At 34.9% G+C, this 22,600-nt stretch carries 20 protein-coding genes and 3 pseudogenes; 18 read left to right on the top strand and 5 right to left on the bottom strand.

Annotation, left to right across the window (positions count from 1 at the left end; all coding sequences use genetic code 11):
- Window positions 1-87 precede the first annotated feature (87 nt).
- A pseudogene (locus tag J3D55_RS00635) lies at window positions 88-2,227 on the bottom strand (peptidylprolyl isomerase).
- 259 nt (window positions 2,228-2,486) lie between these two features.
- Here J3D55_RS00635 and lon point away from each other — a divergent pair.
- A complete protein-coding gene (lon, locus tag J3D55_RS00640; RefSeq protein WP_259127252.1) occupies window positions 2,487-4,892 on the top strand; it encodes an endopeptidase La in 2,406 nt (801 codons plus the stop codon).
- A gap of 103 nt (window positions 4,893-4,995) precedes the next feature.
- On the opposite strand, the gene J3D55_RS00645 is transcribed toward lon, so the two are convergent.
- Window positions 4,996-5,910 carry a helix-turn-helix domain-containing protein gene (locus J3D55_RS00645; RefSeq protein ID WP_259127253.1) on the bottom strand — a complete coding sequence of 305 codons (915 nt, stop codon included), beginning with the start codon at window positions 5,908-5,910 and terminating at the stop codon, window positions 4,996-4,998.
- Between the two features lie 169 nt (window positions 5,911-6,079).
- Here J3D55_RS00645 and J3D55_RS00650 point away from each other — a divergent pair, with 169 nt between their 5' ends.
- The 5 genes from J3D55_RS00650 to J3D55_RS00670 all read left to right on the top strand — a co-directional run bounded on the left by J3D55_RS00650 (window position 6,080) and on the right by J3D55_RS00670 (window position 9,069).
- Complete coding sequence (locus J3D55_RS00650) at window positions 6,080-6,484, top strand: GlcG/HbpS family heme-binding protein (protein WP_259127254.1); 405 nt, start codon at window positions 6,080-6,082, stop codon at window positions 6,482-6,484.
- A 52-nt stretch (window positions 6,485-6,536) separates the two neighbouring features.
- Entirely contained in the window at window positions 6,537-7,346 is an 810-nt protein-coding gene (locus J3D55_RS00655) for an SDR family oxidoreductase (RefSeq protein WP_259127255.1), read from the top strand.
- Window positions 7,347-7,421: 75 nt separating this feature from the next.
- On the top strand, window positions 7,422-7,652 hold the full coding sequence (locus J3D55_RS00660; protein WP_259127256.1) for a hypothetical protein: 231 nt from the start codon (window positions 7,422-7,424) through the stop codon (window positions 7,650-7,652).
- Between the two features lie 25 nt (window positions 7,653-7,677).
- Window positions 7,678-7,896, top strand: coding sequence for a nuclear transport factor 2 family protein (locus J3D55_RS00665; RefSeq protein WP_259127257.1), 219 nt, complete (start codon window positions 7,678-7,680; stop codon window positions 7,894-7,896).
- 60 nt (window positions 7,897-7,956) lie between these two features.
- Complete coding sequence (locus tag J3D55_RS00670; protein WP_259127258.1) at window positions 7,957-9,069, top strand: AI-2E family transporter; 1,113 nt, start codon at window positions 7,957-7,959, stop codon at window positions 9,067-9,069.
- Window positions 9,070-9,165: 96 nt separating this feature from the next.
- Here J3D55_RS00670 and J3D55_RS00675 read toward each other — a convergent pair whose 3' ends face one another.
- On the bottom strand, window positions 9,166-9,417 hold the full coding sequence (locus J3D55_RS00675) for a bacteriocin-like protein (RefSeq protein WP_259127259.1): 252 nt from the start codon (window positions 9,415-9,417) through the stop codon (window positions 9,166-9,168).
- 153 nt (window positions 9,418-9,570) lie between these two features.
- Between J3D55_RS00675 and J3D55_RS00680 the strand changes: the two genes are divergently transcribed.
- On the top strand, window positions 9,571-9,948 hold the full coding sequence (locus tag J3D55_RS00680) for a DoxX family protein (RefSeq protein WP_259127260.1): 378 nt from the start codon (window positions 9,571-9,573) through the stop codon (window positions 9,946-9,948).
- Window positions 9,949-10,020: 72 nt separating this feature from the next.
- Here J3D55_RS00680 and J3D55_RS00685 read toward each other — a convergent pair whose 3' ends face one another.
- Complete coding sequence (locus J3D55_RS00685; protein ID WP_259127261.1) at window positions 10,021-11,379, bottom strand: acyl-CoA dehydrogenase family protein; 1,359 nt, start codon at window positions 11,377-11,379, stop codon at window positions 10,021-10,023.
- Window positions 11,380-11,585: 206 nt separating this feature from the next.
- Here J3D55_RS00685 and J3D55_RS00690 point away from each other — a divergent pair, with 206 nt between their 5' ends.
- Window positions 11,586-12,497: a DUF4349 domain-containing protein gene (locus tag J3D55_RS00690; RefSeq protein ID WP_259127262.1), complete on the top strand. Its 912-nt coding sequence runs from the start codon at window positions 11,586-11,588 to the stop codon at window positions 12,495-12,497.
- A gap of 88 nt (window positions 12,498-12,585) precedes the next feature.
- Here the strand turns inward: J3D55_RS00690 and J3D55_RS00695 are convergent, their stop codons facing one another.
- On the bottom strand, window positions 12,586-14,016 hold the full coding sequence (locus tag J3D55_RS00695) for a glycoside hydrolase family 125 protein (RefSeq protein ID WP_259127263.1): 1,431 nt from the start codon (window positions 14,014-14,016) through the stop codon (window positions 12,586-12,588).
- A gap of 121 nt (window positions 14,017-14,137) precedes the next feature.
- Here J3D55_RS00695 and J3D55_RS00700 point away from each other — a divergent pair, with 121 nt between their 5' ends.
- The 10 genes and pseudogenes from J3D55_RS00700 to J3D55_RS22635 all read left to right on the top strand — a co-directional run bounded on the left by J3D55_RS00700 (window position 14,138) and on the right by J3D55_RS22635 (window position 22,569).
- The gene (locus J3D55_RS00700) at window positions 14,138-15,010 is read left to right on the top strand and encodes a hypothetical protein (protein ID WP_259127264.1); all 873 of its coding nucleotides are present in this window, start codon (window positions 14,138-14,140) and stop codon (window positions 15,008-15,010) included.
- A gap of 125 nt (window positions 15,011-15,135) precedes the next feature.
- Window positions 15,136-16,777: pseudogene (gene pgi / locus J3D55_RS00705) on the top strand (glucose-6-phosphate isomerase).
- Window positions 16,778-16,819: 42 nt separating this feature from the next.
- The gene (locus J3D55_RS00710; RefSeq protein WP_259127265.1) at window positions 16,820-17,038 is read left to right on the top strand and encodes a hypothetical protein; all 219 of its coding nucleotides are present in this window, start codon (window positions 16,820-16,822) and stop codon (window positions 17,036-17,038) included.
- Window positions 17,028-17,318, top strand: coding sequence for a type II toxin-antitoxin system RelE/ParE family toxin (locus J3D55_RS00715; RefSeq protein ID WP_259127266.1), 291 nt, complete (start codon window positions 17,028-17,030; stop codon window positions 17,316-17,318). Before J3D55_RS00710 ends, J3D55_RS00715 begins: the two co-directional genes overlap by 11 nt.
- A gap of 41 nt (window positions 17,319-17,359) precedes the next feature.
- A complete protein-coding gene (locus J3D55_RS00720) occupies window positions 17,360-18,244 on the top strand; it encodes a bifunctional 5,10-methylenetetrahydrofolate dehydrogenase/5,10-methenyltetrahydrofolate cyclohydrolase (protein WP_259127267.1) in 885 nt (294 codons plus the stop codon).
- 7 nt (window positions 18,245-18,251) lie between these two features.
- A complete protein-coding gene (locus J3D55_RS00725; RefSeq protein WP_259127268.1) occupies window positions 18,252-18,881 on the top strand; it encodes a 7-carboxy-7-deazaguanine synthase QueE in 630 nt (209 codons plus the stop codon).
- Window positions 18,882-18,924: 43 nt separating this feature from the next.
- A complete protein-coding gene (locus J3D55_RS00730; RefSeq protein WP_259127269.1) occupies window positions 18,925-20,295 on the top strand; it encodes an exopolysaccharide biosynthesis polyprenyl glycosylphosphotransferase in 1,371 nt (456 codons plus the stop codon).
- 104 nt (window positions 20,296-20,399) lie between these two features.
- Window positions 20,400-21,152: an MlaE family ABC transporter permease gene (locus tag J3D55_RS00735; protein WP_259127270.1), complete on the top strand. Its 753-nt coding sequence runs from the start codon at window positions 20,400-20,402 to the stop codon at window positions 21,150-21,152.
- A complete protein-coding gene (locus J3D55_RS00740; protein ID WP_259127271.1) occupies window positions 21,152-21,967 on the top strand; it encodes an ABC transporter ATP-binding protein in 816 nt (271 codons plus the stop codon). The genes J3D55_RS00735 and J3D55_RS00740 overlap by 1 nt, the downstream gene beginning before the upstream one ends.
- Window positions 21,951-22,569 (top strand): annotated as a pseudogene (locus tag J3D55_RS22635) (outer membrane beta-barrel protein). Before J3D55_RS00740 ends, J3D55_RS22635 begins: the two are co-directional and overlap by 17 nt.
- The last annotated feature ends 31 nt before the right edge of the window (window positions 22,570-22,600 follow it).

A 22,600-nucleotide genomic window follows, 5' to 3' on the forward strand; every position in this document is an offset into this window, starting at 1 on the left:
TAATGTTTTTCTGTATTGCTCTGCGTTAAATACAAAAAAAGCGGCAAAAACTTTGCCGCTTTTTTTCTCTGTGAGAAATATTTTTTATTATTTAGAACCTAACTTATTCCAGATTTCGATTCTGTAATCATCGATATCGGCGTTGTCCTGCAAGCTTTTTAACCAAGCCTGTCCGAACATTCCTGCACTTCTCTGATTAATAGATTCTGTGAATTGTTTAAGATCTCCAGGTTGTTTGTTTACTGTTTCGTTCTTTTTGATTAAAACATAAACTCCCGTTCCACCTTCAACCGGATTAGAAAGTTTCCCTTTCGCAACTCCGAATGCAGCACCTGCAACTTTAGGCTCCATAGAACCTGCAACTGATGGGCTTAACAGGTTAACCTGTGCAGTTTGTTTTGTCGTTGCAAATTGCTTAGCGATTTGATCCAGGCTACCTGCTTTACCAATTTTATCAGAAATTTGTTTTGCAGCCAATTTGTTTTTCACTACTACTTCGATCTGATCTCTTACAGATTCAGGATCTGCAGTTCCTTTTTCCTGCTTACCGTTTAAGTAAACTACGATTTTATCTCCTGTTCCGTCTACTGTAAAGAATTCAGTATCTCCTTTCTCTCTTTTCTTATCGAAAGCCCAAGCAAGGATTTCACCATCTTTATCAGTTCCCAACCCTTGAAGTTGTCCATCGAATCTCTTCGCCTGTTTAGGATTAGAGAACTGGAAGTTTCCTTTCTTAGCAATATTCACGAAATCGTTGAAAGATTTCCCTTGAATTTGTTGAATGAATCTTCTTGCTTTTTTATCCGTTTCAGCTTCTGTAGCATCAGACGGTTTTACAGTTTTCACTAAATGAGCTACTTTATAACCCATCGTTCCTGCTTTTTTATCTTCTACATTGATGATGTGGTAACCGAATTCTGTTTCCGCAAGACCTGTAGAACCTTTAGCATTGCTTGCCAAGAAATTAAGATATCCCGGAGCGAACTGACTCTGAGGAGTCGTCCAACCCACACTACCGTTTCTTTCAACCGCGTTTGGTTCGTCAGAAAGCTTAAGACCGTTTGCAAATGCAGCAGGATTAGCTTTAATAGCACCTAAAAGGCTGTCAGCAATCTTTTTCGCTTGCTCTTTGGTTCTTGTCGCTGTAGATCTTTCTGCACCTTTGTATGCAATCAAGATATGTTTAGACAATGTAGAGTCTGAAGCTTTTTTATCCAAAAGTTTAGAAACCACATAGAAGTTTTGTTCTTTGTAAGGTCCGAAAGTCTGTCCGATCGCCGCCGTTGCAACTTGCCCCTGAATAGTTTGTGGCAACTGAGTTGGTGGCACATACTGAGGGTTGAAAGGCATATCAGAATTCGCCATTACAAACATCGAGTCGTTCTTTGTATTCTGGAAGTTTTCTGTACCTCCACTTGCATCAGTTTCCTGCAGAGAATAATTTTGTAATCTCTTTTTGAGTTGCTGCATCATCTCCTGCACTTGGAGCAGAAGGGAAATAAACAATCCCTAAGTTTCTGCTTGGTTCAGCTTTGAACATTGTAGGATGCTTATTGATGTAATTTGCTAAATCTTCAGTCGTAACTTTGATATTGTTTTTTTGAAGATAAGTTGTATAATCAATTTTAACGAAATCGATATCAGCTAACTGATCTCTTTCTTTCATTAATTCTTCCGCTTCTTTTTTACCTGTAGTGATACCTGTAGAAACATTAGCAAAAACCTGTCTCGCCATCAATCTGTATTCAACTGATTTTCTGGTTTTCAACCATTGATTGTACCCTTCCGGAGAAGTTGCTTTCATGTCTTCGATCTGCTTCTTAAGCTCCTGAGTTTTGAAGTTACCCTTCTCATCAAAAAATTGTTTTTGCTGAGCAAACATTTGATCATACGGAAGTTGATTCCAGAAATAATCTTCTGTCATTTCGAAGCCCAGTTTCTCAAACTGCTGCTTGATAAGTTTGGATTGTACCAGTAGCTGCCAAGCTTGTTCTTCAAGACCATTTTTTGGTTGCCCTTGTTGATCAGCCTGTTGTTGCAGCACGAAAAGTTGATCGTCAAACTCTTCACGGGTAATTTTCTCACCATTTACTTTTCCTAAAACATCAGGATTTTTCCCAAAAACCTTTTCAATACTATCGGGGTTTACAAGGAACGCCAAAAGCGCCAATGCAATTACTCCCATCAAAAGCCAAGGTCTACTCCTAATTTGTCCTAAAATCGCCATTATATATATTATAGTTTTTTATCAGTTTGCGAAAATACACATTTTTAAGAAATTACGGAACTCCAAGTGCTTTTTTTAATTTTTAAAATTCAAATTTTACAAAAAAAGGAAATTTTGACCATATTTTTTACCAAAAAACAAATGGCATAGCTCTTGTGCAATCTAATGCCACATGCTATGTTACTCTATTTAAAAGCATACTGTGAAATTTCACGTTAACGAATAAAAACGACAATGACAATTTGTCATTCGATTTACTATGACAGAATTTGAAGATATAAGTTTAGAAGAAATGATAAGCGACGGATTTAATATTGTAGCCGAAGAGATCAACCTTGCTGATCTTGCGGAGACAGAAAAAAATTCTGAGCAAAAAATATTCCCCATCCTTCCTGTAAGAAATATGGTAATGTTCCCGAACGTTGTCATTCCTATTACAGCAGGGAGAAAAACATCGATACAACTTCTTGAGGAAGCTCAGAAAAACGGAGATCTAATCGGGATTGTAAGCCAGAAAAATTCTGATCTGGAGCAGCCGGGCGAAAAAGATTTTTATCAGACAGGAACTTTAGCCAAGATTATTAAAATCATTAAACTTCCTGAAGGCAATATTACAGCGATTACAAAAGGTTTCCACAGATTTAAGATCAAAAAAATTGTTGAAAACCAACCTTATTTCAAAGCTGAAATTTCAAAATTGAAAGATGGAAAACCAAAAAACAAGGAAGAATATGAAGCATTACTGGAAAATGTTAAAGATTTAGCTTTAAAAATAATTGAGCTTGATCCGAACATTCCCAATGCTGCAAATTTTGCGATAAAGAACATTAATAATAATGATGATCTGCTAAATTTCATCTGCACAAACGCCAATTTCCCTTCTACTGAAAAGCAAAAACTGCTTGAAGAGAAAAATTTAATGGAAAGAGCCAATAAGTGTTATGAAATGATGCACGAAGATTTCAGAAAGCTGGAATTAAGAAATCAGATTCATCAGAAAACATCAAAGGATCTCGACAAACAGCAGAAAGAATACTTTCTAAATCAACAGATTAGAACCATTCAGGAAGAATTGGGAGGCGGAACTGAAAGTGATATTGAAGATCTTATTGCAAAAGCAAGCAAGAAAAAATGGAGTAATGAAGTTGAAGAGCATTTCCAAAAGGAAATCAACAGATTACAACGTCAAAACCCCAATTCACCCGATTATAATGTTCAGAGAAATTACTTAGATTTTTTCACAGATCTTCCTTGGGAAACTTACACAAAAGACGTTTTTGATATTGCAAAAGCCGAAAAAGTTTTAGATAAAGCTCATTTCGGATTAGAAGACATCAAGAAAAGAATCTTGGAGCACATGGCTGTTTTAAAATTAAAAAACAACATGAAATCCCCTATTCTATTATTGGTAGGACCTCCGGGAGTGGGTAAAACTTCGTTAGGAAAATCTATTGCAGATGCGTTGGGAAGAAAATATGTAAGACTTTCTTTGGGTGGACTTCATGACGAAAGTGAAATCCGCGGACACAGAAAAACATATATTGGTGCGATGGCGGGAAGAATTCTTCAATCTATCAAGAAATCAGGAACTTCCAATCCTGTAATTGTTTTGGATGAGATGGATAAAATTGCTCAAGGACTGCACGGCGATCCAAGTTCGGCGCTTCTTGAAGTTCTTGATCCTGAACAAAATAAGTCTTTCTACGACAATTTCCTTGAAATGGGGTATGATTTGTCTAAAGTCATGTTCATCGCAACAGCCAACTCATTATCCACGATTCAAAGTCCACTTTTGGACAGAACTGAAATCATTCAGATTGCGGGATATACTTTGGAGGAAAAAATTGAGATCGCCAAAAGACATTTAATAAAAAAACAACAGGAAGAAAACGGATTGGATCTAAAATCATTCAAGCTTGGAAATCCTGAATTAAAGCATATTATTGAAGCTCACACTTCAGAAAGCGGGGTAAGATCTTTAGAAAAAAGAATTGCAGGAATCGCACGTTGGGTAGCTTTACAAACCGCTTTGGTAAAAGAATACGATCCTAAGATTTCGCTTGAAAAAGTGGATGAGATTTTGGGTGTTCCAAGACCGAAAAGCTTGTCGGAAATCACAGGAGTTCCGGGAGTTGTAACAGGTCTTGCCTGGACAAGCGTCGGAGGAGATATCTTATTCATTGAAAGTATTTTAAGCAATGGAAAAGGCGCTTTAACGATGACAGGAAATTTAGGAACGGTGATGAAAGAATCGGCAACGATTGCTTTGGAATATATTAAGGCAAAACATGACGATTTGGGCATTTCTCAGGATGATATAGAGAAGAAAAACATCCACGTTCACGTTCCGGAAGGTGCAACGCCGAAAGACGGACCTTCTGCGGGAATTGCCATGCTGACTTCTATGGTTTCTTCTTTCAAAAATAAAAAAGTAAAACCTCATCTTGCGATGACCGGTGAAATTACTTTAAGAGGAAAAGTACTTCCTGTAGGCGGAATTAAAGAAAAATTGCTGGCTGCAACAAGAGCCGGAATTCAGGAAGTGATTCTTTGTGAAGCGAACAGAAAAGATGTTGAAGAAATTAAAAAAGATTATCTTAAAAACCTTAAAGTTCACTACGTCAACAGAATGGAAGACGTAATTGACATTGCGATCGAAAAATAAGCAAACATATTAATATTCTCAATACAAGAAAACACGTCTCAGATTTTTGGGACGTGTTTTTTGTTTTTATGGTTAAATTATGTATTAGAATTTTAATTAAAAACTACTGCAAAACCCCTTTTCTAAAAGCATTCGGAGTAAAACCTGTATTCTTTTTAAAGAAAAAATTAAAATTCGGTTGGTCTGAAAAACCTACAGCATAACTGATTTGTTCCAACGTCCAACTTGTTTGTAAAAGAAGTGCTTTACATTCATCCAGAAGCCTTCCTTTAATATGTTTGCTTACATTTTGACCCGTTCTTTTCTTTAAAATTCTGTTTAAATAATTTGGGTGAAGCTTCAGAGAATCTGCAAATTCCTGGGCGGTTCTTAATTTTATTGGTCTTTCATAATTAATATTCGAAACCTCTTCTTCCAGTAATCCGAAAAAACGATGAATATGATCGTAATCCTCGCCCGTACTTTCAGGAATGGCTATTTTTGAAATTCTCGAGCTATCAATCATCAATAATTGAATATATGCCTGAATCGCATCATGTCCCAATTGATTTTCCTGTTCCTGATACATACTTTCCCAAAGACGTGTAAATCCCCGAAGATCATTTTCATCAACACAAATCACACTTTTTGATTTATCATTAAATAAGGAAAGCCTTTCCACCGTAGATTTCAACATCGGATGATGATTGATAAAATCTTTTTTGAACAACAAATAATATCCCGCCGATTCTCCCGAAGTTTTCTGCCACGAAATAATATCATTCGGATGAATGAAAATCATGGTTGGTTTATCGATCACATATTTATTTAAGCCTAAAGTAAAAATACCGTCGCCTCCCGTAATCATCAGAATCTTATAAAAATCTCTTCTGTTGGCGGAAAGATAATTTCTGCAGTCTTCAATTTCACGGTTGAAAACCTTAATCTGTTTAGAATCATGCGTTTCCCTGTAAATCGGAGTAAGATCCGGAAAGTCACGGAGAAGGTCTATTTCTTTGAGATCCAATGTTGTTTTCATCGTTTAATTAAGTTTTCGGCTTATAAAATTATGAAAATTCGCTCGAAACATTCAAAAGGTTTGATTTTCATAAAAACGGGCTTTTTTTTCCTATAAAAATCCGTCTTAAACTGACGCAACTTTGTCATATCAAAATGAAACAACAAAACAAAATTTAAAAAACAGCATTATGGAAATCAATCTCAACGAATCAAGACAAGTTGTACAACAGGCAAGAGCAAAAGCAATACAACTGAATGTAAATGTGAACATTGCAATTCTTGACACCGCAGGACACATGAAAAATTTTGAAAGAATGGATGATGCCTTTTTAGGATCAATGGATATCGCCATTAAGAAAGCAAAAACAGCAAGCCTTTTCAGAACAAGCAGCGAAAACGTAGGCGAATATCTAAAACCGGAATCTAAAACGTACGGAATGACAGCCACCAACGACGGATTAGTAGGTTTTGCAGGCGGACTTCCTATTCTTAAAAACCATGAAATCATCGGATATATCGGAGTTTCGGGAGGAGCCGTTTCAGAAGATCTTCAAATCGCTACAGCCGGAGCGGAAATTTTAAATCAAAATTAATTCAACACTTAAAAATTTAAACTTAATAAGTAATCACTAAAATTTTAAAACAATGGAAACTAAAACAATTTTAATCACAGGAGCAGGTACAGGATTCGGAAAAGGAGCAGCCATCGGAATGGCAAAAAACGGACACAACATTATCGCAACAGTGCATGTTTCATCACAGGTAACTCCGCTTCGAGAAGAAGTTGCCGCTTTAGGTTTATCAGATAAAATAAGAGTAGAAAGATTGGATCTTACCGATCAATACGACATCAAACAAGCTTTAAAATGGGACTTTGATATCCTTTGGAACAACGCAGGAATGGGAGAAGCCGGTCCGGTTTGGGAAATCCCTGTTGACATCGTGAGAAAAAATTATGAAGTAAATGTCTTTTTACCATTAATTCTTACACAAGGCGTTGTACAAAGATGGGTAAGAGAAGGCAAAAAAGGAAAAGTGGTGTTTACTTCTTCAATGGGAGGCTTGTTCACACCGGCAAATTGGGGAACTTATGTTTCCACAAAACATGCTTTGGAAGCTTTTGCAGAAGCGATGCAACAGGAGCTTGAATCTTACGGAATCAAGGTACAGACCATCAATCCAGGAGCTTATTATACAGGTTATAATGAAACGATGGCAGACAACCCATTCCGTTGGTTGGATGATGAAGTTAATTTCACAAAAAGAGCAGATCTACGCAAAGGTTTTGATGATTTCTTCGCAACACCGGAAGGAAAAATGGATCCACAGGAAATGATCGACCGTATGATAGAAATCGTGCCTTCTGATGAAGGAAAATTCAGAAATGTAGTTCCAAAAATAGTTGAAGATATGTTGAAAGATCATCAATTAAAAGCTTGGGAAAACACGATTTAAACTTAAAATTAAACAAACCTGAAAGCTTTTCGGGTTTGTTTTTTCTTTATCAAAGAAACTTTAAAATTAATTCTAATGAAAATTTTACTACTACTATTCGCTATGATTATTTTTTCAACCTCACATGCTCAAAACTACAGCCAAGAAGAACTTTTAAACAAAGAAATTATTACAAAAGCTTTTCAAAACTGGCACGACGGAAACGGAAATTTTTTTGATCTTTTGAATGACGACATGCATTGGGAAATTACGGGTTTCTACACCTTATTCCAAAGTTTATACTTCAAAACAGCAATTTCTGGATGAAGTTATTATTCCTTTAAATAAAAAATTGAAAGTAAAAATAAAACCGACCGTCAGAAATATTTTTGCAGATCAGGATATGGTCATTGCTTTGTGGGATGGTGAAGCTGTTGCTTTGGACGGCAAACCTTATCTTTCTACTTACTCGTGGTACATGAAAATGAAAGACGGAAAAATCACAAATGTGGTAGCTTTTCTCGATGGTATAGAATTTTCGGATGTGATGAAAAGAATTCACGTTAAATAACGAAATAAACCCTCCGAATCGAAGGGTTTTTCTTATTTTTATAGGGAAGATTTTGAAATTATGAATTTACTTCGGTTACCCTTTTTGGTGAAACTTACGCTTGTTGTCATTTCCATTATTGGTCTTGGTTATCTTTTAGCGTTGGGTCAAAGCATTTTAGCGCCTTTCTTTCTGGCATTTTTAATGGCGATGCTTTTTTTGCCGATTGCCACTTTTATGGAAAAAAGGTTGAGATTCACGAGATCTATGTCTACGATAACTTCTGTTTTGATTATGTTGATGATTTTAACGGGATTAATTTATTTCTTCGGATCACAATTATCAGATTTCAGTAAAGATATTCCACATTTGAGAGGACAGTTTACATCGGTTTTTGAAGATCTTCAACATTGGGTTTCAAAAACTTTTCATGTAAAAATTGATGAACAGTTTACTTATCTCGATCAAGGCTTGGATAAACTTCTCTCTTCTACAGGCGTTATTCTGGGTTTTACTTTTGGCGTTTTTTCGACGGGACTTGGTTTTATTGTTTTCTTTATCCTGTTTTTTATCTTCATCTTAAATTACAGACGACTTTTAAATAATTTCATCGTAACGGTTTTTAACGAAAAGCATAAAGCAAGCGTTCAGGAAATCGTGAATGAAGTGAGGATTATGACAAAAAAATACATCTTCGGACTTTGTCTTCAGGTGATTATTATGTCTATTCTTACCTCAACACTTCTTACTATTTTAGGTGTAAAATATGCTATTCTTCTGGGAATTCTGACTGGTTTATTAAATGTAATTCCTTATTTGGGAGTGTGTATTTCACTTTTAATTTCATGCTTTATTGCTTTTGCAACTACTACTCCATCCACTTGCATTTATGTAGCCATCGGTTATATCTGCATTCACATTGTTGACGGAAATATTGTTTTGCCATTTGTAGTGGGTTCAAAAGTAAAGATCAATGCCTTATTCTCTTTTCTTGGGATTCTTTTGGGAGAACATCTTTGGGGAATTGCAGGCATGTTTTTGTGTATTCCGGCAATCGCAATCATTAAAATTATTTTTGAAAGAGTGGACGGCTTAAAACCTTGGGGAAAACTATTAGGCGAGGAAGAAAAACCTCATAAAAAGAAAAAAAGCTATAAGATCTCGAAGAATATTACGTTGAAGGAAATGGACTGATTCATGGGTAATGAGTAATTGGTAATGAGTAATTTTTAAATTAATCAGTTTTTAATTTATATAAAGAAAGCCTTCAAATTGAAGGCTTCTTATTTTTTACAATGCGCAAAGTGGCTGTAATCCGTTTGGACAAGTTTCTGTACAAAAAATGTACGTTCCGCTGTCTGCACAAAATCCGATCGGGTCTCCCGGTGGATCAGTCGGTCCGCCTCCACCACCTAAACATGGATCTCCCGGTGGAATTTTACATGGACAACCGATGGGTCCGATATCGCATTGACCGCCACCACCGCCACCTTGAATTTCTTTTAAATCTGTACGATTTAATTTTTTAAGATTTTTCAACATACTATTCGTTTTAATTTGACTTGTCAAACAAATATATAAAATCAAAGCATACAAACTATTAAATATTTCTCCAAAAAGAGAATATATAAAATTTTTACTTCCTTTTTAATCAACGGATTATAATTTTATTTAATTTTAATAAAAAATCAACTCATGAAAATCATAAAATTTATTCTGTCCCTACTTTTCGGATTGATGTTTATCAATGCCGGATTAAACAAATTCTTTAATTACATGCCAATGGAGAAACCCACCCCTGAGCAAATGAAACTTTTTGCTGCATTTGCGGAAATTCATTGGTTGATGCCATTAGTAGGAATTGTGGAAATCGTTGGCGGATTATTATTTATTTTTCCTAAAACACGAGCTTTAGGAGCTATTGTTATTTTGCCGGTTATGGTAGGAATTGTTGTTCATGTTTTCACGATGGACAAATCTACAATGGGAATGTCAATCTCCGGAGTTCTATTCCTGATTAACCTTTGGATGATTATCGACAATAAAGACAAGTATAAAGCTTTATTTAGCTAAATCGTTAATGATTAATAGTCAATTGTGAATTTACTTGCATACAAAATTCACAATTGACTATTTACTTTATCATCATACAAATGCACTGAAACCCGTAATTGATCTTCCGACAATCAGTGAATTGATTTCTTTTGTTCCTTCGTAAGAATAGATCGCTTCCGAATCGGCTACAAATCTTGCCACATCATATTCAAGCAGAATTCCGTTTCCACCCATCACTTCACGGGCTCTGGAAACAATATCTCTTGTTCTTAAAGTACAGAAAACTTTGGCTAATGAAGCGTGTTCATCTTTTAAAATACCTTCATCCTGCATTTCAGAAAGCCTGAAAACCATGGTTTGCATTGCCGTCAAATTCGACAACATTTCTACCAAATGCCCCTGAATCATCTGAAAAGAAGCAATCGGTTTCCCGAATTGTTCACGAGTTCTCGTGTAAGCTAAAGCACTTTCATAGGCACCTCTCGCGCAACCTGTTGCCATCCAGGCAACTCCTGCTCTTGTCATTCTCAATACTTTTGCCGTGTCTTTGAATGAATTGGCATTTTGTAATCTGTTTTCTTCGGTAACTAAACAATCTTTCAATGTAATCAATCCGTTCTGAACAATTCTTAACGCCATTTTCCCTTTGATTTTCTCCACAGAATAGCCCGGATTATCTTTTTCAACAATAAAACCTTTTACTTCACCGTCACCTAAATCTCTTGCCCAAATAATAATTAAATCTGCAAATGTTGCATTTCCAATCCATTTTTTTTGTCCATTTAAAATCCAGCCTTCCGGAGTTTTTTTACAGGTTACCGTTAAACCTCCTGCAGCTCCGGAACCAACTTCCGGTTCTGTTAATCCAAATGCTCCGATTTTTTCAAACTTCTGCATTTGTGGAAGCCACTTTTGTTTTTGCTCTTCCGAACCGCAAATGTATATTGAACCCATCGACAAACCGGACTGAACCCCAAAGAACGTCGCAATCGAAGCATCAATTCTCGCCATTTCCATTGCAATAACGCCTTCCATTAAAAAAGGCATTCCCGGACAACCGTAACCTTCATACGTTACGCCACAAATATCCAGTTTTTGGAATTTTGAAATTAATTCAAAAGGAAATTCATCTCTCAGCCAATAATGATTCACCAAAGGTTTCACTTCTTTTTCCATGAAAGCTCTTACTTTCAACTGAATTTCCCGCTGTTCTGGACTTAATGTGTGATAAATATCGTAGAAATCACCATCAATGGGCGGAAGCTCTTTCTTTTTCTTGTTCGGATCGAGCATTTTCATCAATCCTCCAAGCTGTTTATCATCGAGTTTTGAGAAGTTTTGCATCAATTTCGGCAGGTCAACTTTTTGAGAAATAGCACTTAACTGATCAAAATCTATTGATCTGAATAGATCTATTGCGTTTCTGATTTTGGAAAAAGTATTTGACATAGTAATTGTTTGTGTGTTGATTTGTAAAAGTTAAGCAAAAATTAATCCGAAAACAAGCATCTCACATTCAATTTATTTTACAAAACACTGATCTTAAAACGGTTAAAACAGATTTTTCTTCTTTACAAATTTTTACCCGCAATTTTCAAACGTTACAAAAGATTCTGCTGGAACTTTGGAATAAGCAAAACATTAAAAATAAATATATGAAAACGACTTACATCAGATTATCAATCGCAACAGCGCTTTTATTAGGAATTTATTCGTGTAAAAAAGGAGAAGCTTCGGCAACAGAACTTGAAGCATACGCATCTGCAGATTCAGCCGTAGTTGTATCATCAGACAGCATTTCTTCCGTGGCAACCATGAAAGTAAAAGACAAACAATTCATCAAAACAGCGGATGTAAACATAGAAGTGAAAGATGTTTACGAAGCGACAATTTCCATTGAAAAATCGGTTCAGGAATTGGGAGGATTTGTGACACACAGCAATTTGAAAAGTAATGTCGTTTCAGAAGATACCTACAACACTTCAAACGAAGAAGCCATGTTGGTAAAAAAATATCAGACGGAAAACACGATGCAATTGAGAGTTCCGACCGAAAAATTGGGTGAATTGCTAACTTTAATCAACAGTAAAAAATTATTCCTGAATTCAAGATCCATCAATGCAGAAGACGTGACTTCAAGTATAAAATACGCTGAATTAGAAGGAAAAAGAATTAAAAAAACAAGCGAAAATATTGACCAACTGAAAACCAATAAAGACAAAGTCAATATGAGTAACGACAATATGTCGGAAAACAATCAACAGCAATTAGCAAACATGGATGTTACCGATAATCTTAAATACAGTACGATTGATATTTACATCAAAGAACCAAAACTTCGCATCGCCGAAATCGCGATTACCAATACAAAAAGCATCGATGATAAATATAAATTCAATTTCATGTACAGTGCAAAATCTGCTTTTGTGGAAGGATATTATTTAATCCAGAGAATTGTGGTGGGATTAATTACTGTTTGGCCACTTCTATTGATCGGAGCGGTGATTGTTTATTTTTTAAGAAAAAGAAAACCTGTTAAAAAAGAACAGGCAACCACCGAAATATAAGCTATCCTAACCTTTGGTTATCAATATATATCAACCTTTTTTTAGATTTTACAAAGAAACCTCCAGATTTTTCCGGAGGTTTTTATGTTTAAAATTTTCTTTTCAGAATTTCAGGTTTTGTTTTATATAAATGAAGAATCAGCTCGCCAAAAAGCGTATTTGCCCATGCAAACCAAGATCTCGTATAATCTTTCGGATTGTCTACATCAAAAGATTCATGGATAAAACCTGTTCCGGCGTGAGTTGCTTTTAATGTTTTTAAACAATAGATAATTTCCTCATCGTTATCGGTTGTCAAAGCCTGCATAATCAAACCGAGAGGCCAGATTTTGTGTTCTCCGATGTGCGGCCCGCCAATTCCTTTGGCAAATTTACCTTCACTGTACCACGGATTTGCTTTGCTTAAAGAAAACTTTCGAGTATTTTTATACACTTCATCTTCTTTTGAAGCATATCCTAAATAAGGAATCGACAATAAATTCGGAACATTTGCATCGTCCATAAACAACGCATTTCCGAAGCCATCGATTTCTAATGCGTAAATTTTTCCGGCTTCAGGATGATTTAAAATGGCATATTTCTGAATGGCTTCATCCACTTCTTTTGCTAAATTTTTAAATTGAGCTGAGGAATTTTCATCTTTTAAAATCTTAGAAAAAATTTCTGCCGTTTCCTTCAAAGAAACCACCGCAAACATATTCGAAGAAATCAAAAACGGATAAAAAGTAGCATCATCAGAAGGTCGAAACATGGAATGAATCAAACCGATTTTCTTTGTCGGATTTCCGTAACCACCGCCAAATTGTGTATCTAAAGGATTCCCATTCGATCGCTGAAAATGATAAGAACCCTTTGAATCTTTTCTTTGCTGTTCTTTAAAAGTCTGTAAAATCTGAAGCATTGCTTTTTTCCAATCCGCATCAAAAACTGAAGAATCTCCCGTTGTTTTCCAATAATTGTAAGACAAACGCATCACGTAACATAAAGAATCGATTTCCCATTTTCTTTCATGAATTCCGGGTTTCATTTCTGTAGAGTCGGCTTTCCATTCGCTTATTTTACTTGCATCATCAAAAAATGCATTGGCGTAAGGATCGAGAAGAACGCATTCAACTTGTTTATTAATAACGCCTTTCAACAGATTTTTCAGTTTTTCATCTTCATTCGCAAGACTTAAATAAGGATAAACCTGCGCCGAAGAATCACGAAGCCACATCGCATCAATATCTCCTGTGATTACGTAACTGTAAGGTTTGTTGTTTTTCTGGTAAAATTTTACCGTTGTATCCAACGTATTGGGAAAACAGTTTTCAAACATCCACGCCAATTCCGGATCAGCAATAGATTTTTTGATGGTTTTAATCGTATTTTCAACAGCCTGAGAAATGAATTTTCTTTGATCCAAACTCGGTCTTTTTGAAATATAATCTTCTGTAAATAAAAATTTTGCAGAAACCGGTAAAGCGAAAAACCCAAGTCCCAAAGATGATTTTTTTATGAAATTCCTTCTATTAAGCATGATTTTAATGAAAATATTAAACTTAAAAGTATACATTTTAAAGTTAACTTAAAATATAACTCTTGTAATTATTCAATAAAGCTTTATAAACTTCGTTAAAGAGACAAATAACAACTACAAAATGATCAAAAAAATCAGTATTTTGATAATTCTTTTATTTTCTATCGTAAGTTTTTCTCAAACTCAAATTAAAGTTGTAGACGCAGAAAACAAAAAGCCCATTCCTTATGCAAAACTTATTTTACAAGGCAAAGATTACTACAAAAACACAGAAGAAAACGGAGAAGCTGCTTTAGAAAAAGGTGAAAATATCTATGAAATAGAATCATTTGGTTACGAAAAAATGAATGTTTCAAAACAGGAAACCACGTATTCTTTACATCCAAAATTCCAGGAAATAGAAGGCGTTGAAATTGCCAAACCTAAATTTACAGAAGCATTTACATCGGGCTCTGTAAAAAAAGATAATTTTGGTTTTATGGGAACCAAAATATCTTGGAGTGTTATTGATTTTTTTGAAAACAATTTTGCCCACGAAAAAATATTTATAAAGAAAATTAAAATTCCTACGGATGTTAAAGACAGAAAAACTGATGCCGTTTTTAACTTGGTTTTCTACGAAAATATTGATGGAAAACCAGCTCCTGAAAAATTTAAAAACATTATCGTAACTTGTAAAAAAGGAAAGAATCTCACTGAAATAGATTTTTCTAAAAACCCTGTCACTTTTCCCAGAGAAGGAATATTTATAGGTATCGAATGGATTATTAATGAACAAAACCATTATTTAGACAAAGTCACAAAGATGAATCTTGACGGAAGCAAGGAAAAAAATGTAATTGTTGATCGAACAAATCCCTTTTTCTTTGGCTATGAATCAAAAGATTCAACCGTTTTCGGAAAATCTCAAAATAATTGGTACAAGATCTTTAACCATAAAGGAAATATTGTATCACCCCACAAATTATCTTTGGAACTCGAACTTACCAATTGATTTTTAATCATCAATTAACATCATTGAAGTAAAATTCCGTAAATTTGCAAATCAATAATTTTGCAAGAGGATTTGGCATTCAACAATCCTGAATCCAACGCTTTAAAACCCTAATTTCTAAATATATGCTATCAAAAATAAATCCTACCCAAACAAATAGCTGGAAGGCTCTTGACGAACATTTTGGAAACAATGATTTCGATTTAAGAAGTCTTTTTGCATATAATCCGGACCGTTTTAACGAGTTTTCTATCAAAAGAACCAATTTTCTTTTTGATTATTCTAAAAACCTTATCGATTCTAAAACAAAAAATCTTTTGTTAAATCTTGCGGAAGAATGTCAGTTGAAAGATGCGATTTCTAAAATGTTTTCGGGAGATAAAATCAACGAAACAGAAGGAAGAGCGGTTTTACATACAGCTTTGAGGGATTTTTCTGATAAAGAAATTTTGGTAGACGGAGAAAACATCAAACCTCAGATCAAAAGAGTTTTGGATCATATGAAATCTTTTTCTGAAAGCATTATTTCGGGAGATCACAAAGGTTTCAGCGGAAAAGAAATTACAGATGTTGTAAATATCGGAATCGGAGGTTCAGATTTGGGACCTGTGATGGTAGTTTCAGCTTTGAAACATTTTAAAACTAGGTTAAACGTTCATTTTGTTTCCAATGTGGACGGAAATCATATCGCAGAAGTTGTAAAGAACTTAAATCCTGAAACAACTTTATTCATCATTGCTTCTAAAACGTTTACAACTCAGGAGACAATGACGAATGCAAATTCAGCAAAAGACTGGTTCTTAAAAACTGGAAAACAGGAAGATGTAGCGAAACATTTCGTCGCTTTATCAACTAATGTTCAAGCAGTTAAAGACTTCGGAATCGTAGAAGAAAACATCTTCGAGTTCTGGGATTGGGTTGGCGGAAGATATTCACTTTGGAGCGCGATCGGCTTAAGTATCGTTCTTTCAGTTGGATATGAAAATTTTGAACAATTATTAAAAGGAGCAAACGATACGGATCAACATTTCCAGACGACAGATTTCTCTGAAAACATTCCTGTTTTAATGGGATTGATTGGAATTTGGTATCGTAATTTCTATGCAGCAACAACGTATGCAATTCTTCCTTATTCTCAATATTTGGATAGATTTCCAGCATATTTCCAACAGGGAGATATGGAAAGTAACGGAAAATGCGTCGACAGAAACGGGGAATTCGTAGAATATGAAACAGGACCAATTATTTGGGGCGAACCGGGAACAAACGGGCAACACGCTTTCTATCAATTGATTCACCAGGGAACAGAATTGATTCCTGCTGATTTTATTGCGTATGCGAAAAGCCCGAACAAAGTTTCTGATCACCAAGATAAATTGTTGGCTAACTTTTTCGCCCAGACGGAAGCACTTGCCTTCGGAAAAACAGAAGAAGAAGTTGAAGAAGAAACTGAAAGCTTCAGGAAAATCTGATGAAGAAATTGATTTCTTGTTAAACTATAAAGTCTTCCACGGAAACACACCTACTAATTCAATCATATTCAATGAATTAACTCCTTTTTCATTAGGACAATTGATTGCAATGTATGAACATAAAATTTTCGTTCAGGGAGTAATTTGGAATATTTTCAGTTTCGACCAGTTCGGTGTAGAATTAGGAAAAGTTTTAGCAAATAAAATTTTACCTGAACTTGAAAACAATGAAGCAGTTAACTCTCATGATACTTCTACAAATGGGTTGATTAATTATTATAAAGCGAATAAATAAATTGTTGTTGATTTTCATTAATTTTGATTAAAAATAAAAGATATGAGTACCATTACAATACATCTTAAAGATAAGGAAGAAGAAACTTTAATGGAAAGTCTTTTGAAAAGAATGAAAATTAGCTTTGAAAAAAACGAGGATGATTTTGAATTGACGGATGGGATAAAAAAAATGATCGATGAAAGATTATTAGAAGATAAGAATACGTATGTAGATGCTGAAGAATCTTTGAGAAAGATTTCTGAAAAATATGGTATATAAAATCGTTTTATCTCCAAAAGCTGAAATAGAAATTGATGATGCTATTAATTATTATAGTAAATTTTCTAAATCAGCTGCAACATCTTTTAAGAAACAACTTTCGGATTCATATAGAAAAATTCGACAGAATCCTTTTTTTGAAAAAAAATATAACGATGTAAGAATTTTACCTTTTTCAAAATATCCTTACATTATTATATTTCGGATTGATGAAACAGCAAAAAAGGCTTTTATACTTTCTATATTCTGCACTCATCAAAATCCGGATAAATATCCTTAAAAATCTAATAAAAAGTAAAAAATAAATCAATAAAAGTAAAAATGGCAGAAATTCTTGACGGATTAAAAGTATCCAAAGAAATAAAAGCAGAGATCAAGGTTGAAGTTGATAAAATCCTTGAAAGCAAAAGAAGAGCACCGCATTTGGTGGCTATTCTCGTTGGGAACAATGGAGCAAGTAAGGCATATGTAAATGCTAAAGTGAAAGACTGCGAAGAAGTAGGTTTTCAATCGAGCTTAGTTAAATTTCCAAGCACGGTTTCTGAATCTGAATTATTGGAAAAAATTGAGGAACTTAATAAAGATAAATCTGTAGATGGTTTTATTGTTCAGTTGCCTTTACCAGACCAAGTTGATCAGGAAAAAATCATTAATGCGATCGATCCGAGAAAAGATGTTGACGGTTTCCACCCTACCAATTTCGGGAAAATGGCATTGGAAATGGATACATTTTTACCAGCAACTCCATTCGGGATTTTAACATTATTGGAAAGATATAATATTGAAACAAAAGGTAAAGACTGTGTTATCATCGGAAGAAGTAAAATCGTAGGAAGACCTATGAGTATCTTGATGGGAAGAAAAGATTTCCCTGGAAACTCAACGGTTACTTTGACGCACTCTTACACGAAAGACATCGAAGAATATACTAAAAAAGCAGACATCGTAATTACGGCTTTGGGAGATCCTCACTTCTTAAAAGGAGAAATGATCAAAGAAGGAGCGGTAATTGTGGACGTAGGAATTACAAGAGTTGACAACGATTCTCCAAAAGGATATTATTTGGCGGGTGACGTAGATTTTGACAGTTGTGCTGCAAAAGCAAGCTGGATCACGCCTGTTCCGGGAGGAGTAGGACCTATGACAAGAGCGATGTTGATGAAAAACACCATCATTGCTTACAAAACTTCAGTCTATAACGACTAATTTTAAAATGAATAAAGAAGAAGATATTTTATTAAAAGAAGGTAAAATGCTCCCTGTAATGGAGCATTTTTACACTCTTCAGGGAGAAGGAGCACACACGGGGAAAGCAGCCTATTTCATCCGATTGGGCGGTTGCGACGTCGGGTGTCACTGGTGTGATGTGAAGGAAAGCTGGGATCCTACTTTACATCCATTAATGAATGCGGAAGATATTGCAACCACAGCGGCCAATCACTGTAAAACAATTGTTTTAACAGGTGGCGAACCATTAATGTGGAATTTAGATATTTTAACATCCAAATTGAAAGAATTGGGATGCACGGTTCATATTGAGACTTCGGGAGCTTATCCTATGAGCGGACAGATCGACTGGATTACCCTTTCGCCAAAGAAAACGGGACTTCCAAAAGAGGAAATTTACGAAAAGGCAAGCGAACTTAAAATGATTATCTTCAACAATAATGATTTTAAATTTGCCGAAGAACAGGCAGCAAAAGTTTCAGAAAACTGTACCTTATATCTTCAGAGTGAATGGAGCAAACGAGATGAAATGTATCCAAAAATTACAGATTTCATTTTAGAACATCCGGAATGGAGAGCATCAGTTCAGACCCATAAATATCTGAATATACCATAAAAAATATGTAACTTCGCTCTTCGTATCCCTAGAAAACCGATAGATGCAGAGAATTCGATACTCTAGATACCTTAAATCGATCATTATTTTGCTTGACCTTTTGGTTATTGCATCTATTTTCATATTCTTTTTCGTAAGCCGAAATCAGAGCCTTAAATATAATCAGGAAACATGGTATCAGAATTCTTTTTCGCTGGTGTTATTATTTTTGTTTTGGATGCTTCTAAGCGGCAGAACAAAGATTTATAATATCCCGAGAAACCTGACGTATACTTTGTTTCTCGAGAGGCTTCTCGTACACTTTTTATTATTTATTCTTGGAATTTTATTGATTGGAAAAGTCAGTTACAACATATTTTTTAATTCAGATATTTATTGGCTTTCGTTTTATCTGTTTTTCTTTATTTTCTTAGCAAAATCATTAATATTTTTTGGAATTAAATATTTCCGTAGTCTGGGGATTAACCATAGAAATATTATGTTTTTGAATGAAAACAGCTCCACGGAAGTTTTAAAAAATATTTTAAAGGACAGAAAAGATTACGGTTACAAAATTTTCGATTACAACAATCCTGAAATTAAAGCGGAAGAACTGATAGAATTCTGGAAAACAAACGGAATTCACACCTTATTTATTCCGACTGAAAATTCTTACAACGAAAGAACGGAAAAAGAGCTTTTCAGATTAGCCGAAGCTAACAAGGTTCACATTTCATTGATTCCCAGCATCACACAAAGCGATTTTTTCCTTTATGATATGGGATATATTCAGACGCAGCCCGTTCTTAATCAGGCAAGATATCCGTTGGATTACTATTCTAATTTTTTATTAAAAAGAACCTTCGATATTGCTTTTTCAGCGATTGTTTTGGTTACAATTTGTTCGTGGCTGTTTCCGGTTATTGCCATTTTAATTAAATCTTCATCAAAAGGACCTGTTTTTTTCATACAAAAAAGATATGGCTTTCATGAGGAGGTTTTTGATTGTATCAAGTTCCGAACAATGGTTGTGAATGATGAGTCTTCAACAAAAACGACCGCTAAAAACGACGCAAGAATAACGAAAATCGGTAAATTCTTAAGAAAGACAAGTCTTGATGAAATGCCACAGTTTTTGAATGTTTTAAAAGGACAAATGTCTATCGTAGGACCAAGACCACATATGTTGGCGGTCGACAATTATTATAAACCGAAAATCGGGCGATATAGTCTGAGAAGCATGGTAAGTCCGGGAATTACGGGTCTTGCACAGGTAAACGGACTTCGTGGTGATGCCGGAGATGTAGAAGTGGAGATGAATAAGCGGGTTTTGGCAGATGCTTTCTATGTAAGAAACTGGAGTTTTGTACTGGATTTGGTCATTACTTTGAAAACCGTTTTACTGGTTATCGGTGGAGATAAAAATGCAAAATAATAATTTTGGTCTACATTATGATATATAAGTTTAGTAGCAAAACGGAGGCTCAGTCTTCATCTCAAGTTTAATTTAATTCAATAAAAAAAGTCTAATTTAGCAGAATGTTAAAAAAGTTTTTCACAGCAGTAGGAGAATACATGATCCTTATGGGTAAATCCATGCAGAAGCCTCAGAAAATGAGGGTTTTCTGGAAGCTGTTCATGAGAGAAATCAATGATTTGGGAGTCAACTCTTTTGGGTTGGTGATCTTTACATCTATATTCGTTGGGGCGGTTGTTGCCATTCAAATGTTTAATAACTTTGATGCTTCAGATTTCCCGATTCCTCCTTCATTTGTAGGATATGCAACAAAGGCGGTTTTGGTTTTGGAATTTGCTCCTACCATTATCAGTTTGATCTTAGCCGGAAAAGTGGGTTCATATATTGCATCAAGTATCGGAACCATGAGGGTTTCCGAGCAAATTGATGCCTTAGATATCATGGGTGTAAACTCCCCTAACTTCCTTATTTTACCAAAAATACTGGCTTGTATGATTTTTAATCCTTTATTAATTGCCATCAGTATTGTCTTTGGTATCAGTGGAGGATATATCGCAGGAATTTTAACCGGAAACTGGACGACCAACGATTATATCATTGGTATTCAAATGTATATGCCCAATCTTTTCATTTATTATGCATTTTCTAAAACGATTGTTTTCGCATTCGTTATTGCAACCGTACCTTCTTATTTTGGGTATAATGTAAAAGGAGGTTCGTTGGAAGTAGGTAGAGCAAGTACACAGGCGGTAGTTTGGACGATGGTATTCATTATCCTTTCAGAATTACTATTAACCCAATTAATATTAAGCTAATGATTGAGGTAAAAGATCTTAAGAAAAGTTTTGATGATGTTGAAGTGCTTAAAGGAATTTCAACCACCTTTGACAAAGGAAAAGTAAATCTTATCATTGGGCAAAGTGGTTCCGGAAAAACCGTTTTCCTTAAAAGTTTATTGAATGTTTATCAGCCTTCATCAGGAGAAATTCTTTTTGATGGCAGAGACATCAATGTCATGAATAGAGAAGAAAAACAGCATTTACGATCCGAAATCGGAACACTGTTTCAGGGAAGTGCATTGTTTGACTCTTTAACGGTGGAAGAAAATATTATGTTTCCTTTGGATATGTTCACCAATTTGACGTTCAGAGAGAAAAAAAGAAGAGTTTTTGAGGTAATCGGAAGAGTACATTTAGATAAAGCCAACAGAAAATTCCCGTCAGAAATTTCTGGTGGGATGCAAAAACGTGTGGCAATTGCAAGAGCGATAGTAAACCACCCAAAATATCTTTTCTGTGACGAACCCAACTCAGGATTAGATCCTTATACTTCGAATATTATTGATGATCTTTTGCTGGAAATCACAAAAGAATACAACACCACTACCATCATCAATACCCACGATATGAATTCTGTAATGACGATTGGCGAGAAAATTGTATATCTGAGATTAGGAATCAAAGAATGGGAAGGAAACAAGGATATTCTGATCACGGCAGGTAATAAAAACCTGATTGATTTCGTTTATTCTTCGGAGTTGTTTAAACAATTAAGAGAATATATGCTCGAAAATAACAAAACTATTGAGAATACAATCACAAAAATTGACGATAATGAAAAAGGCATTTAGTATAGCATTAATAGGTTTTTCTATGTTTGCTTCTGCACAGATTTCTTTGGCAGGGAAAGCAAATTTAATTTTCCCGACAGGGTCAGCTTCTTGGCAGAATATTAAAGGAACAGTAAATCAGGCAATCGAAGGAGAAGGAAAAAACAATGTAGGTTTCAACGTTGGGCTTTCATTGAAAGCTAATCTTCCTGCATCATTTTTCGTAATGCCGGAATTGTACTACACTTCTTTTAAAAATGAATTTACAGATCCTACATCCAATACAACTTTTGATATCAAGAGCAACCGTATTGATTTGCCGGTTTCTTTTAGGACATAAAGTTTTAGGAGATTTCTTAGGAGTTTTCGTAGGTCCCGTTGCAAGTTATAATTTAAGCAAAGAAGATACTTTCAACGACTTTAAAGAAAATGCAAGAGATAATTTCACGGTAGGTTACCAGTTTGGTGCTCAACTTGAAATTAAGAAATTACTTTTGAATGCAAGATATGAAGGCGCTTTCAGTAAAGATTCTAGAAACTTCATCAATAAAGTTTCAGGAGACGAAATAAGATACGACAACAGACCAAATTTATTTATGGTAGGAGTCGGATACAAATTCTAAGTTCATAGAAAATATCAACTATAAAAAATCC

Origin of the sequence: Chryseobacterium ginsenosidimutans, assembly GCF_024807225.1 — a bacterium.
GTDB lineage: Bacteria > Bacteroidota > Bacteroidia > Flavobacteriales > Weeksellaceae > Chryseobacterium > Chryseobacterium ginsenosidimutans.

What these genes read in the sequence shown, in the direction of transcription:
- J3D55_RS00675 (WP_259127259.1), bottom strand. Translation starts at nt 9,417, where the DNA reads ATGTTGAAAAATCTTAAAAAATTAAATCGTACAGATTTAAAAGAAATT.
- J3D55_RS00650 (WP_259127254.1), top strand. Translation starts at nt 6,080, where the DNA reads ATGGAAATCAATCTCAACGAATCAAGACAAGTTGTACAACAGGCAAGA.
- J3D55_RS00645 (WP_259127253.1), bottom strand. Translation starts at nt 5,910, where the DNA reads ATGAAAACAACATTGGATCTCAAAGAAATAGACCTTCTCCGTGACTTT.
- J3D55_RS00695 (WP_259127263.1), bottom strand. Translation starts at nt 14,016, where the DNA reads ATGCTTAATAGAAGGAATTTCATAAAAAAATCATCTTTGGGACTTGGG.
- J3D55_RS00680 (WP_259127260.1), top strand. Translation starts at nt 9,571, where the DNA reads ATGAAAATCATAAAATTTATTCTGTCCCTACTTTTCGGATTGATGTTT.
- J3D55_RS00725 (WP_259127268.1), top strand. Translation starts at nt 18,252, where the DNA reads ATGAATAAAGAAGAAGATATTTTATTAAAAGAAGGTAAAATGCTCCCT.
- J3D55_RS00690 (WP_259127262.1), top strand. Translation starts at nt 11,586, where the DNA reads ATGAAAACGACTTACATCAGATTATCAATCGCAACAGCGCTTTTATTA.
- J3D55_RS00735 (WP_259127270.1), top strand. Translation starts at nt 20,400, where the DNA reads ATGTTAAAAAAGTTTTTCACAGCAGTAGGAGAATACATGATCCTTATG.
- J3D55_RS00660 (WP_259127256.1), top strand. Translation starts at nt 7,422, where the DNA reads ATGAAAATTTTACTACTACTATTCGCTATGATTATTTTTTCAACCTCA.
- J3D55_RS00685 (WP_259127261.1), bottom strand. Translation starts at nt 11,379, where the DNA reads ATGTCAAATACTTTTTCCAAAATCAGAAACGCAATAGATCTATTCAGA.
- J3D55_RS00720 (WP_259127267.1), top strand. Translation starts at nt 17,360, where the DNA reads ATGGCAGAAATTCTTGACGGATTAAAAGTATCCAAAGAAATAAAAGCA.
- J3D55_RS00670 (WP_259127258.1), top strand. Translation starts at nt 7,957, where the DNA reads ATGAATTTACTTCGGTTACCCTTTTTGGTGAAACTTACGCTTGTTGTC.
- J3D55_RS00730 (WP_259127269.1), top strand. Translation starts at nt 18,925, where the DNA reads ATGCAGAGAATTCGATACTCTAGATACCTTAAATCGATCATTATTTTG.
- J3D55_RS00740 (WP_259127271.1), top strand. Translation starts at nt 21,152, where the DNA reads ATGATTGAGGTAAAAGATCTTAAGAAAAGTTTTGATGATGTTGAAGTG.
- J3D55_RS00700 (WP_259127264.1), top strand. Translation starts at nt 14,138, where the DNA reads ATGATCAAAAAAATCAGTATTTTGATAATTCTTTTATTTTCTATCGTA.
- lon (WP_259127252.1), top strand. Translation starts at nt 2,487, where the DNA reads ATGACAGAATTTGAAGATATAAGTTTAGAAGAAATGATAAGCGACGGA.
- J3D55_RS00715 (WP_259127266.1), top strand. Translation starts at nt 17,028, where the DNA reads ATGGTATATAAAATCGTTTTATCTCCAAAAGCTGAAATAGAAATTGAT.
- J3D55_RS00655 (WP_259127255.1), top strand. Translation starts at nt 6,537, where the DNA reads ATGGAAACTAAAACAATTTTAATCACAGGAGCAGGTACAGGATTCGGA.
- J3D55_RS00710 (WP_259127265.1), top strand. Translation starts at nt 16,820, where the DNA reads ATGAGTACCATTACAATACATCTTAAAGATAAGGAAGAAGAAACTTTA.